The organism is Salinibius halmophilus, from assembly GCF_003577475.1.
In the GTDB taxonomy this organism is placed as follows: Bacteria; Pseudomonadota; Gammaproteobacteria; order Pseudomonadales; family Natronospirillaceae; genus Salinibius; species Salinibius halmophilus.
This window is the reverse complement of the sequence record NZ_QPEP01000005.1, coordinates 159,629-171,358: the sequence shown is the minus strand read 5'-3', so window position 1 is coordinate 171,358 and position 11,730 is coordinate 159,629. Positions and strand designations below refer to the sequence as shown.

Sequence of the window (11,730 nt, the reverse complement as noted above, 5' to 3'; positions counted from 1 at the left end):
ATTATTCGTCCAATACAGTTGTGTAGCCAATACGGCTTATACCCAATCGACTCAAGGCATCCACTACCAACATATGCGTCTGGTGGTTAGACAAAGCGTCTGCCGAGATCACAACAAACTGATCCTGCTGCCATTGCTGCATAATTAATGCCTGCAAGGACGCAAGATTGTTTTCGGTAATTGGTGTGCCGTTAACCAAGATGTTGTTACCAGAATCGATCGCGATTTCTAGTATATCCTGAGTTTCTTGAGGCACATCTGAACTAGACGTTGGCAGCTCAATCTGAATCTGCATGTCTTTATTAAAGGTCGTCGACACCATAAAAAAGATCAGCAGCAGAAACACCACATCAATTAGTGGTGTTAGATTAAGCTCTACTGGCTGGATAGATGAACGACGTTTCACGATGCTGATTCCTGCCCATTGACTTGTTTGTCAGAAAACATGGCATCAAGCAGCTTAGTACTGTCTTGATCAATCACCAACAGTATTTCATCAACACGACGCGCTAGCGCACGATGAAACACCAATGCCGGAATGGCTACCGACAAACCGGCTGCAGTCGTCACCAACGCTTGTGAAATACCACCCGCTAGCGCCGACGCATCGCCCGTGCCTTGCTGAACAATGACCGAAAAGACTTCAATCATACCAAGAACCGTACCGAGCAAACCTAATAACGGCGCGATCGCGGCAATGGTGCCAAGCGTTGATAGGTACTTTTCTAGCAGGTGCTGAACATGGTTGGTCGCTTCGTCCATCGAGTCTTTCATTACTTCGCGGCCGTGCTTAGCATTGGCAAGCCCTGCGGCCAGCACATAGCCCAACTGGCTATCTTGTTTTAGCGCTTTAATCGCTTTGGTGTCATGTTTGTTTGCTTTCACCATGGCCCACACTTTAGGGAGCAAGTCGCGCGGCGCAATTCTGAGCGGACGCAGTGTCCAAAAACGCTCAATAATAATGGTTAATGCAATGATTGATGCGGCTAGGATGATCCACATTAGGATACCGCCAGATAAGAATATGCTCAGCACGCTCTACTTCCTCCTTTACTGAGGCATCGACTCTAATAAATATCGCTACTTTTCTCAACGACTGACGTGTTCATTCCTTGCAGTTTAATTGATTATTTCGCCATTTGAGCACACCTTGCTCACTTGTGATGGCAAAATCGATCGACCGGTCACGCAATTTGGCGATTACTTGATCACTCGGGTGACCAAAGGGATTGCCATTACCAGCGGTAAACCAAACACACTTAGGTTCAATTGCGTCCAATAAAGCATTGGCAGTGCTGGTACTTGAACCATGATGGCCCGCAATTAATAAGTCGACACTGCGATTAGGAAATTCAGCAAGCCAAGCGTATTCGCCGATACGACTTAAATCGCCGGTGATTAGGATTTGGCTGGTTGCTAAGCTGTATTGCACAACACAACTTGCATCATTGTCTTCAATGGCTTGCGACCATTGCCAGCCATCACATTCAAGACCCAAAAGCCCTGGTACAAACTGTCCGAGTGCTATGTGTGCTTTCGGGTAAGCCCGCAGTAGTGTTACAGAACCACCTTTATGGTCTAGATCGTCGTGACTAATTAACATCTGCACTTGTTTAATGCCTCGGCGACTGGCTATTTGCTGAACGATGGCTTGCCCTGAGCTACCAGTCAGAGATGGATTGCCAGGGCCGGTATCAATGACCCACACCCTTGGTGGATCAACGATTAGCAAAGCAGTACCTTGGCCAACATCTAACGCTAGCACTTCTTGCGTCGCCAATGGCCGTGCAAAGTAGGCAAGCAACAACATGGCCATACTCAGCACGACACGCCCGGGGACATTTAGCAACCATATCCATACCGCAATTAACACCAATGCAGAAAAATGAGCCATAGGCACGGGCAACCAGAACGCCGGTGGCAACCAATCAAGCGCTGTAATGAAAGCAGACAAGGCAGGGTCTAACCAGTGCACCTTGTTAAATAGCAATAAGATATAGGCGCTTGGCAGAAGCACTGTTAACGCTGGTACCCATATCAAATTAGCGAGAGAGCCTACAGGGTTGAGCGCCAACCCCATCATCCAACTAACAGGCATGAGCATTACTAACAGTGCCAGCTGAATGCGCCATAAACCCCAGTGGCTTGGTAACTGCGATAAGACAAACACGGCAGCAAATGACAACCAGGCGCCAGAACTAAACCAAACAGTTGGATTGATCATTACCAGCACAACGCCGGCAATCAACAGTTTATCAAAGGGCTGTTGGGTACGACGCTGCACAATTAGCCAAGTGGCGACAAGTGACATCACACTGGCGCGCCATACCGAGACACCACCGCCTAATAAAAAAGGCAGCCCTGCCGCAACGGCCGCCAAAATAACCAGTCGCAAGATGTAAGGTAACGGTATAAATATGTAGTAGACAAACAGCAATATAATGGTGATATGCAGCCCAGATACCACTAATAAATGATACGCTTGGCTTTCTTGCAACGCTGCCTTTTGTGCATCCGACAAACCACTACGACTACCTAGTAACAGCGCTCGCCAATAGGGATGATGACGAGTATTCTGCAAGCGCAGGTCGAGATTGCTGCGCAGGGTAGCAAGCCAATGATTGCTGTCAACTAGCTGCTCGCCAATGCTCGCTCGCCCAATAATCCCTTGCGATTGGTAGTAGGTTATTGGATTAAAACTGCCTGGCGCCAAACGCGTAGCTGGCGGTCGTACCTCTACCTCCCCTACTAGGCACCAGCCAAGTTTTACAGGTTTATCGCTTTGCACTAACAGCCTATTGGCGCCATTATCAAAAACGGTGCTATAGCCAAATGCAGACGCTTGGCTGAAGTCCACTGAACAATAACTACCGTTCTGGTCACTAGGGGAAGAATGCCACAGCAATACAAACAGCATCAAAACAGGCAAACACCAAACTTTGCTTTGGCGAATGAGCTGCACTGACGAGAAAATAATGACGAGTATCAAGATTGGCGCTAATAACCAGGCCAAACTAAGCAACAAGCTTACGATGAGGGCGAATCGTAACTGGTAATGACACCATACATGCCGGATAATGCGCGCCTGAAACGAAGCCATTGATTATGCTATGCCACGACGCTTTTTTAAGAAACACTTGCCGACGCCTGATGCTTTAAGCGAACACAAGGTTTTACGGAAAATCGGGGTGGGCCTACACGAGCCAGCTATTTGGCATTTAAGCAGAAGAACGGTGGCGCGTGCCTTTGCAATTGGCTTATTGGTTGCCATGCTGCCAATACCCATGCAGATGGCGGTTGCTGCGCTATTTGCCATACAGTTCAGAGCCTCCCTGCCCTTAGCCGTTAGTTTGGTGTGGCTGACCAATCCAATCACCATGCCGCCGATTTTCTACTTCAATTATCGCGTTGGTTGTTGGATGTTCTCCATCACACCGGTTAAGCCTGAAGATGGTTTAAGCCTAGCATGGTTAAAAGCGCTTGCAGTGCAAAGCTGGTTGCCACTCTATGGTGGCAGCCTAATACTTGGTTTTTTGTTAGCAGTTGTTGGCTACTTTTCCATTTCTGGTTATTGGCATTGGCAAGTAAAAAGGCGCTGGCTGACACGCCGTCGCCGGTAGTCACTCGCTAGCCCCATCCTCAACTAGGCAGCCATTACGCATGCTAAGCACTCGATCAAACTTACTTGCTAGATCTTTGCTGTGAGTAACAACAACAAACGAGGCCGACTCCGACTCGTTAAGCTGCATTATCAATTGATGGATCTGGTCCGAGGTTTCTTCATCTAAATTGCCGGTTGGCTCATCCATAAACACCAGCTTAGGGTTGTGAATTAACGCTCTGGCAATGGCAACCCGCTGGCGTTCGCCGCCACTGAGTTCGCTAGGTTTATGTTCGCTGCGCTCTCCTAGCCCTACTCGCGCCAGCAACGCCTGGGCGTTCTGGTAGTCCTCTTTATTCGGTTTACGGGCAATGCGAATAGGCATTAGCACGTTGTCTATCGCTGAAAACTCGGCCAATAAATGGTGGAACTGGAAAACAAACCCTACGTTTTGGTTGCGCAAGTCTGCCAGTTGATTGTCGTTCAGCTCAACTATGTTAGTGCCTGCCAGCTCAACCTTGCCTTCATCGGCAATATCTAAGCCAGCCATAATATTTAATAGTGTTGTTTTGCCCGAGCCAGACGCACCAACAATCGCTACCATTTCCCCTTGCAAGAGCGTTAGGTTCACCCCTCTAAGCGGCGACACCACATTTGCCCCTGAACGGTAGGTTTTCACCACATCTTGGCATACTAAAATATTATTCATAACGCAGCGCCTCACTTGGCAAAATTCTCGACGCACGCCAGGCAGGGTAAATGGTTGCCAACACGCTCACTAACAAACCAAAACCAGCAATTTTCAACACATCTAACCATTGCAAGTCACTAGGGAAATAATCAATAAAATATACGCCTGGTGCCAATACTTGCAGGCCAAACAAGCTTTCAACAAACGACACAATTTGATCAATGGTCAAGGCGCCAATGATGCCAAGGGTCGTACCAATGAAGACCCCGACCACCCCAATTGCACTACCTTGCACAATAAAGATACCCATGATTTGGCGAGCTTTTGCGCCCATGGTTCTTAAAATAGCGATATCACCTTGCTTATCAGTTACCGCCATTACTAATGAGGAAAGTACATTGAACGCAGCGATCAAAATCAAACAACTCAACAGCAGGCCAATCATTCGCTTTTCCATTTGAATGGCTTGAAATAAAGTACCCTGAGTCGCCGTCCAATCCTGAATTAGCCAACTAGTGCCAAGCTGCCCAGGTGCAGCTCTCGCTACTTCGCGGGTGATTTCTCGTGCGGCAAACAAATCGTTTACCTGCATACTGATGCCATCAACCGACCCACGTGGTTTACGTAACAAAATGCCAATGTCATTGTAGTGAGTGAGTGCGAGTGTGCTATCCATCTCGGCACCCAGATTAAAAATACCGACCACAGTAAAAGCTTTGCTGCGCGGTTGAATACCAGCGATAGACATGGTGACCTCGGGTACCATCAGCATGACTTTATCCCCTACACTGGCTCCTAAGCGCGATGCCATACTATTACCTAGCACCACATTAAACTCGCCAGCCGATAAATCACTAATATCACCAGCCAGCATATTTTGCCGGATTAAATCTTCTGAGCCACGAAACTCTGGGTCGATACCGCGAATCAGGGCACCGCTGGTGCGAGAGCGAAACGCGAACATGCCATTGGCATCAATAAAGGGTTCAGCATTGATCACACGATCATTAGCGAGCGCTGTTTCTACCAAAGGCTGCCAATCTTGCACGAAGCCGTCGGAATTAATGATGGTGCCATGCGGCACAACGCCAAGCACTCTTTCGCGCATTTCACGTTGAAAGCCGTTCATTACCGACAATACTATAATAAGGACGGCAACCCCTAGAACTAAACCTATCATTGAAATTGCCGAAATAAATGAAACAAAATGGTTCTGTCGCTTGGCGCGCAAATAACGCAAACCGACTAATACAGACATACCGGACATGGTAACCTCCCTAGGTTGAGGCTAAGCCTACCTAAGCACGCAATGGATCGAAAGAGGCAAAGATGGCGATTAATGACTTTTTTAAGGTAAAAGACCAGGGTTTCGTTCAGCTAGCGGCTTTTGATACCGAGCGCCCAGATCTTGCAGAGTATTTCCCCGAGTTTCGCACAGCGCTTGCCTCGGCAGAAGTCAGTGCCCATTTAACCAAAGCACACGAGCTAATCGACACACTTAAAGAAGGTCCTACTCAAGAGGCGCTAGATCACCTCTACCAAGCAACCTGGATACTAAAACGAGCGTTATTAGGGCAAGCCCTAGAACAAGCCGACGTGCCGTCATCTGTCTTTGTTATCAGCGAAGGTGGCATGCAAATAAAGCTTAATCCTGGTTTTAAAGTTGGCGACTCGGTGGCCATTTTAATCATTCATACCCCAGAGCTTCGTTCGTCACTCATTCAAGGACAGGTCGTAAAAGCCGGCACAGACGCGCTAGAAATAGAATTTGTTCAACTAACGCCGCGCACTAGACAAAACTTAGCGGCCCGTTTGTTAAAAATTCAGGCGGCACAACGTAAACAAGACTAATGTGCTTTTCATCTAGTGATGACTGAGTAAAATTAGCCCTCTTTTGTTGCGAGTATCCTCATGTCTATCACCATGCTCCCTGAATGGCACCCCCAGGATGCCATTCAGTTATCTTGGCCGCATGCCAATAGTGACTGGCAACCATGGCTGGCCGACATTGAAGCCTTGTTTGTTCAGCTTTGCAGACAGATCAGTCAATACCAAGGCGTTGTGGTCGCGGTCGATCCAAGCATTGCGCTCTCTGATGTCGAGCGCAACCTAAAGTTGGCTGGTGCCAAACTGGCCAATATCAAACTATATTCAGTGCCAACCAACGACACCTGGGCGCGTGACCATGGGCCAATTTCGGTATTGCGAGACGGCCAACTGGCACTAATGAACTTCACTTTCAACGCCTGGGGTGGCAAGTTTAGCGCCAATTTAGACAATGAAATTAACCAAACACTTGCTAATCAGAATGCCTACAAGGTGCCATTAATTGCCAACCAGCAAGAATTAGAAGGCGGCGGCATCGAGACAGACGGGCTAGGCACTCTGCTCTGTACAAGTTATTGGCGTGATCAGCGCTTCAAAAACACGGAGCAAGCGGAGGCTTTCTTTAGCCAGGCATTGGGCATGCGCCGGTTTCTCTGGTTAACCAGCAAAAATTTGGCCGGTGACGATACCGATGCCCATATTGATACACTGGCGCGCTTTGTAAACGAGTCGACCATTGCCTATGTGCACTGCCATAATCCAGATGACCCGCATTACGCCATGCTCAGCAACATGGCCGAGCAACTTACCAGGTTCAAAACACCTACGGGCGAACCTTATCAGCTAGTACCACTGCCTATGCCCGAGGTGATTGTGAGCGACGAAGGCGACCCACTACCAGCGACTTATGCCAACTTTTTGATCACTAATGAGGAGATTATCGTGCCACTCTATGGTGATCCAAATGATGACACAGCACTTGCTAGCCTGGCGGCTGTGGCCGGTCATCGGCGTGTCACGGGTATCAATTGTCGCACCGCCATAGAGCAATATGGCAGCCTGCATTGTCTTACCATGCAACTAACAAAAGGAGCATGCTTATGAAAGCAGCCGTTATTCAACAACAAAACCGCGCAACGGTTGCCGATAACCATCAGCACAGCATTGAACAAATCCGCCAAGCAGCGAAGCAAGGTGCCAAGCTCGTAGTGCTGCAAGAGTTACATTCTGGGCCTTATTTTTGCCAAGTGGAAGCGACAGATTTTTTTGATCTAGCGGAACCCTTAGACGGCCTAACTCGCACGACGTTTGAAGCACTCGCACGTGAGTTAGACATCGTACTGGTCTGTTCAATTTTCGAAAAACGAGCAACCGGCGTTTATCACAACACAGCCCTTGTTATGGATGGTGATAATGGCTTTGCCGGTTTTTACCGCAAAATGCATATACCTGACGACCCAGGATTCTATGAAAAGTTCTACTTCACGCCTGGGGATGCCGATCGCATTGGCTTCACGCCAATAGATACCAAAGTTGGGCGCTTAGGGGTTCTGGTCTGCTGGGATCAGTGGTACCCAGAAGCAGCGCGGTTAATGGCCTTGGCTGGGGCTGAGTTGCTGATTTACCCAACGGCTATTGGCTGGGATATGAGTGATGACGACGATGAGCGATCGCGCCAGCTTGGTGCTTGGCAAATCGTACAGCGTGGCCATGCCGTGGCCAATGGTTTGCCAGTTTTAGTGCCCAACCGTGTTGGGGTAGAAGTCGCCAGTGATGGCAATGAGATCAACTTCTGGGGCAATAGTTTTATTGCTGGGCCACAGGGCGAGCTGCTTGCGCAGGCCAATGCAGATGAAGAAACCCTATTATTGGTCGATATCGACATGGCGCGCAGTGAATCTGTTCGCCGAATTTGGCCGTTCTTGCGTGATCGTAGAGTCGACGCCTACCATGAACTAACTAAGAGACTGATAGATTAATGCGATTATATAGCTTCAACATCAATGGGTTGCGGGCCCGACCTCATCAAATTGAGGCACTTGGTGCGCAGGCAGACATCATTGCGTTGCAAGAAATCAAAGTAGACAACGATCAATTTCCGCATCAAGTGATTAATGATTTAGGCTGGCAAGCGGCGAACCATGGGCAAAAAGGTCATTATGGCGTCGCTAATCTAAGCCGCCAGCCAGCGCTTGCCGTGCGTAAAGGATTTGCTTGGCGCGGCGATGATGAACAAGCGCGCCTGATTGAAACCGACCACAGCACTAGCCAGGGCACGTTGACCCTCATTAATGGCTATTTCCCACAGGGCGAAAATCGCAACCATGAAACCAAGTTCCCGCTCAAAGTACAGTTTTATGCCGACTTGCTGGAGCGCGTAAAGTCTATGCCAGACGACGCATTGTTCGCTGTTGTTGGTGATATGAACGTGGCGTTTCAAGACAGTGACATAGGCATTGGAGAGCCTAACCGTAAACGCTGGTTGAGCCAAGGCAAGTGTGCCTTCCTGCCTGAAGAGCGAGAATGGATGCAAGCGTTATTAGACGCTGGTTTAGTCGACACATTCCGCCTGCACCATCCTAGCGAAGACAACCTATTTAGCTGGTTTGATTATCGCTCGCGCGGGTTCCAGGATGACCCCAAACGTGGCCTGCGTATTGATTACGTTTTAGCCTCACCAGCGCTGGCAAAATTATGCCAAGGCGCTGGGATTGACTATCAGGTGCGCGGCATGGAAAAACCTAGTGACCACGCGCCTATTTGGGCTGATTTCGACCTAGATCTTTAAGCCATCAAAACCGTGCGGTTGTTTGTCAGCCGCACAGATCACCACATCTTGACCACTGTTTGTAAGGTATTGGCTTGCAACACGGCGCAAATCCTCGGCCGTACAAGCCAAAATTTCGCGCCTAAAGGCATCCTGCTGCTCGTAGGTGCGGCCAAATCTTGCATTAAAGTAAGCCACCTTAGCCTCGCCAGCCGGAGACAATGGCTTGTCTAATGAACTAATGACCGACAGTATCCCCTCATTGACCTTCTCTTGGCTAATGTCAGCACTAAGCACCCAATCGATGGCGCGGGTAAAATCATCAAACGTGGCTGTTAAGCGCGGGTCACGGTAGCTGTAAAAGCGAAACACGCCATTGCCATTGTCGTAACTTGCACCACCACCATAAGCGCCACCTTTTTCGCGAATGGCCGTGTGCAAGAAACCATTTTTGAGCACTTGTGCCAAAACGGTTAATGGCGCGGCATCAGCACTGGTCATATGGCTGCCCGCAAAAGCTCGGGCACAGAAATTCACCTTGGTATCGGTGAAGTAGGCAATCTTTGAACTGAGCTGTAAGGTTTTACCGTCGCGCCATGGCTGCTCGTTCTTTGCACTGACAAGGCTTGTCTTGCCCTGTTCGTCATCAATCAATAGAAGTTGCTGGGTGCCAGACTGCATATGCTTGTGTAAAGCAATCAGTTGCTCGGTTAACCCTTGTGGCGACGATTTGGACTGCTGCTCAAGTGTCCGCAGGGCAGCCAGCGCATTCACACCAGACCACTCATGAGACTGTGCGGCAACCGGGCTAAAGGCCGCACTCGCTGCAGTCATTGCCAGTACATGACCATTGTTGGTAATCGACTGTTCGCGGCGCAAGCGGGCCTGAGTTAGCATTTCGCCAATACGTTGATGCTCATCAAAGCGCACACCTAGCTGATAGTCAGTTATGAGTGCTTCTAAGCCGCTAGTGTTGCGTGCTAATGCCTTACCGCCAAAGCTAAACAACTGCTGCCATTGCTGGTTATTCTCTGGGTTAGCACGGTACTGAATGCCACCACCCAATGAACCAACGGTGCTCGCTTGTCGAGTTTGCATAGCGATGTAGTCATGCGCACCACAACCCACTTCCGCCAAAATGCCCGCATATAGAGGAACCAAAGCTCGCTGCCCCTCATCCAGATGTGGCACCGACTTAACAGCGTATCGGTAGCTGATACCATTACTGCCTACATGATAGTAGTCACTACCATTTTCCTGCCAAGTTGGCGCCAAACGGTGGGCAACCGGGGTTACATCCTCTGGCGTCATTTTCGGCAAGCAATCAACATCATCCACTTCTGTTTGACGCTCAGCCAATGCTTGTTGGGCCTGCTGAATATCTGCTTTATCTTGTTCGCTCATCTGCGCTAACTGCTGTGCTAGCTGCTGCTGACGTTGCTGATCTGTTCGCTCGCCAAGTTTAAGATCTGGCTTTAGCGTTAGGGTTACCTTGTGGAAATTATTAAGGGTAAAGTCGCGCAACTTGCTAGCAAGCCAGCCTGGTTGTTTGGCATGCTCGCGCAGGGCATTGAGCGCTGGCGCGACATCCAGCATGGCAAAAACATCGCGCCGATGAATGGCCGCCCCCATGGCCTGCATAATCAGTTGCAAGCCAAACGGCATACCATCACCAGAGATTTCGCGCTGCATCAGTTCTAATTGATGAAGTGCCGCGTCCACTTGCTCATCGCTAAAGCCTTGCTCGATGATCTCTTCCATGGCAGTAACTAGGTAATCATGCGCTGCTTGAATATCGCCGTCTTTTACCCCTTCTAAACCATAAACAAACAGTGCATCACGCATACTGTCTTCCACCCCACACATTGGCGAAGGGGCTAACCCATACGGGCTATTTTCTAGTCGCTGGCGCAGCGGCGATGCACTATGATCAAGTAATAAATCACTCAGTAGGTGAGCCAGTAGAAAATCTTCGGCACTGTTTAGTGACGGTAACAGCCAGCCATGTACCACATGCGTACCCGCCTCTTCATCTGATGTAGCGTAATAACTGGTTACATGCGAAGGCGCATTTTGGCGAATCTCGGGTTTAACTTCGATGTGTTTATCGCTGCGCTGAAAATGCTGCAAGGCTTGGCAATGAATTTTATCTTGAATGTCCACTACACTGCGGTCACCAAAGGTAAAAAACACAGCATTACTTGGGTGATAATGCGCCTGATAAAAGTCTTTCACCTGCTGATAACTTAACTGCGCGATCTGGTCGGGCTCGCCACCGCTGTTGAAGTGGTAAGTGCTGGTCGGAAACAGCGCCTGAGATAGTTTTTCCCACAATTGCGTGGCGACTGGCTGCATGGCGCCAAGCATTTCATTGTATACCACACCTTGGTGAGTTAACTGACCTGCTTCATCAAACGCCAGATGATGCCCCTCTTGATGAAAGTCTCTCTCATCAATATTGGCAAAAAAGACCGCATCAAGATAAACATCAAGCAAGTTATCAAAATCTTTTTGATGTTCGCTAGCAAATGGGTAGGCCGTCCAATCACTCGCAGTAAACGCGTTCATAAAAGAGTTTAGCGAGCGGCGCGACATTAAAAAGAAGGGATCACGCACTGGGTACCGCTGCGACCCACATAGCACAGTGTGCTCAAGTACGTGCGCAACACCGGTTGAGTCGGTTGGTACCGTTCGTAACGCAACGAGAAAAACATTTTCCGGAAAGTCCGCCGCAATGTGGTAGTGCTCGGCGCCGGTTACAATGTGCCGGTAGTGAAACACTTCGGCGTTTAACGATTCAATGTTATGTTGCGCAAGACATTCAAAACTACTGTGTGGTGACAT

General features: G+C 49.0%; 11 protein-coding genes. 5 read left to right on the top strand and 6 right to left on the bottom strand.

From position 1 onward, the window contains the following. Nucleotide 1: 1 nt before the first annotated feature. The 3 genes from DUW71_RS07305 to DUW71_RS07295 form a co-directional block, all read right to left on the bottom strand. Nucleotides 2-406: an ExbD/TolR family protein gene (locus tag DUW71_RS07305; RefSeq protein ID WP_158583915.1), complete on the bottom strand. Its 405-nt coding sequence runs from the start codon at nt 404-406 to the stop codon at nt 2-4. Further along, on the bottom strand, nt 403-1,035 hold the full coding sequence (locus DUW71_RS07300; RefSeq protein ID WP_119394593.1) for a MotA/TolQ/ExbB proton channel family protein: 633 nt from the start codon (nt 1,033-1,035) through the stop codon (nt 403-405). The genes DUW71_RS07305 and DUW71_RS07300 overlap by 4 nt, the downstream gene beginning before the upstream one ends. A 70-nt stretch (nt 1,036-1,105) precedes the next feature. Continuing rightward, the gene (locus DUW71_RS07295) at nt 1,106-3,100 is read right to left on the bottom strand and encodes a ComEC/Rec2 family competence protein (protein WP_119394592.1); all 1,995 of its coding nucleotides are present in this window, start codon (nt 3,098-3,100) and stop codon (nt 1,106-1,108) included. A gap of 10 nt (nt 3,101-3,110) precedes the next feature. On the opposite strand from DUW71_RS07295, the gene DUW71_RS07290 reads away from it, so the two are divergent. Continuing rightward, entirely contained in the window at nt 3,111-3,620 is a 510-nt protein-coding gene (locus tag DUW71_RS07290; protein WP_119394591.1) for a DUF2062 domain-containing protein, read from the top strand. Here the strand turns inward: DUW71_RS07290 and DUW71_RS07285 are convergent, their stop codons facing one another. Beyond that, complete coding sequence (locus DUW71_RS07285; RefSeq protein ID WP_119394590.1) at nt 3,621-4,310, bottom strand: ABC transporter ATP-binding protein; 690 nt, start codon at nt 4,308-4,310, stop codon at nt 3,621-3,623. Next, nucleotides 4,303-5,559, bottom strand: coding sequence for a lipoprotein-releasing ABC transporter permease subunit (locus tag DUW71_RS07280; protein ID WP_119394589.1), 1,257 nt, complete (start codon nt 5,557-5,559; stop codon nt 4,303-4,305). The genes DUW71_RS07285 and DUW71_RS07280 overlap by 8 nt, the downstream gene beginning before the upstream one ends. 62 nt (nt 5,560-5,621) lie before the next feature. Here DUW71_RS07280 and DUW71_RS07275 point away from each other — a divergent pair, with 62 nt between their 5' ends. The 4 genes from DUW71_RS07275 to xthA are packed head-to-tail and all read left to right on the top strand — an operon-like array spanning nt 5,622 to nt 8,907. Further along, the gene (locus DUW71_RS07275; protein WP_119394588.1) at nt 5,622-6,143 is read left to right on the top strand and encodes a PilZ domain-containing protein; all 522 of its coding nucleotides are present in this window, start codon (nt 5,622-5,624) and stop codon (nt 6,141-6,143) included. Nucleotides 6,144-6,203: 60 nt separating this feature from the next. Further along, nucleotides 6,204-7,223, top strand: a complete 1,020-nt coding sequence (locus DUW71_RS07270) for an agmatine deiminase family protein (RefSeq protein WP_119394587.1) — start codon at nt 6,204-6,206, stop codon at nt 7,221-7,223. Beyond that, nucleotides 7,220-8,098, top strand: a complete 879-nt coding sequence (locus DUW71_RS07265) for a carbon-nitrogen hydrolase (RefSeq protein ID WP_199671172.1) — start codon at nt 7,220-7,222, stop codon at nt 8,096-8,098. The genes DUW71_RS07270 and DUW71_RS07265 overlap by 4 nt, the downstream gene beginning before the upstream one ends. After that, complete coding sequence (gene xthA / locus DUW71_RS07260) at nt 8,098-8,907, top strand: exodeoxyribonuclease III (protein WP_119394585.1); 810 nt, start codon at nt 8,098-8,100, stop codon at nt 8,905-8,907. The genes DUW71_RS07265 and xthA overlap by 1 nt, the downstream gene beginning before the upstream one ends. Here the strand turns inward: xthA and DUW71_RS07255 are convergent. Next, nucleotides 8,896-11,730 carry an insulinase family protein gene (locus DUW71_RS07255; protein WP_119394584.1) on the bottom strand — a complete coding sequence of 945 codons (2,835 nt, stop codon included), beginning with the start codon at nt 11,728-11,730 and terminating at the stop codon, nt 8,896-8,898. The two genes, xthA and DUW71_RS07255, sit on opposite strands and share 12 nt — an antisense overlap.

Coding starts and splice junctions, on each gene's coding strand:
- DUW71_RS07295 (WP_119394592.1), bottom strand. CDS start 3,100: ATGGCTTCGTTTCAGGCGCGCATTATCCGGCATGTATGGTGTCATTAC.
- DUW71_RS07290 (WP_119394591.1), top strand. CDS start 3,111: ATGCCACGACGCTTTTTTAAGAAACACTTGCCGACGCCTGATGCTTTA.
- DUW71_RS07285 (WP_119394590.1), bottom strand. CDS start 4,310: ATGAATAATATTTTAGTATGCCAAGATGTGGTGAAAACCTACCGTTCA.
- DUW71_RS07280 (WP_119394589.1), bottom strand. CDS start 5,559: ATGTCCGGTATGTCTGTATTAGTCGGTTTGCGTTATTTGCGCGCCAAG.
- DUW71_RS07275 (WP_119394588.1), top strand. CDS start 5,622: ATGGCGATTAATGACTTTTTTAAGGTAAAAGACCAGGGTTTCGTTCAG.
- DUW71_RS07270 (WP_119394587.1), top strand. CDS start 6,204: ATGTCTATCACCATGCTCCCTGAATGGCACCCCCAGGATGCCATTCAG.
- DUW71_RS07265 (WP_199671172.1), top strand. CDS start 7,220: ATGAAAGCAGCCGTTATTCAACAACAAAACCGCGCAACGGTTGCCGAT.
- xthA (WP_119394585.1), top strand. CDS start 8,098: ATGCGATTATATAGCTTCAACATCAATGGGTTGCGGGCCCGACCTCAT.
- DUW71_RS07255 (WP_119394584.1), bottom strand. CDS start 11,730: ATGTCACCACACAGTAGTTTTGAATGTCTTGCGCAACATAACATTGAA.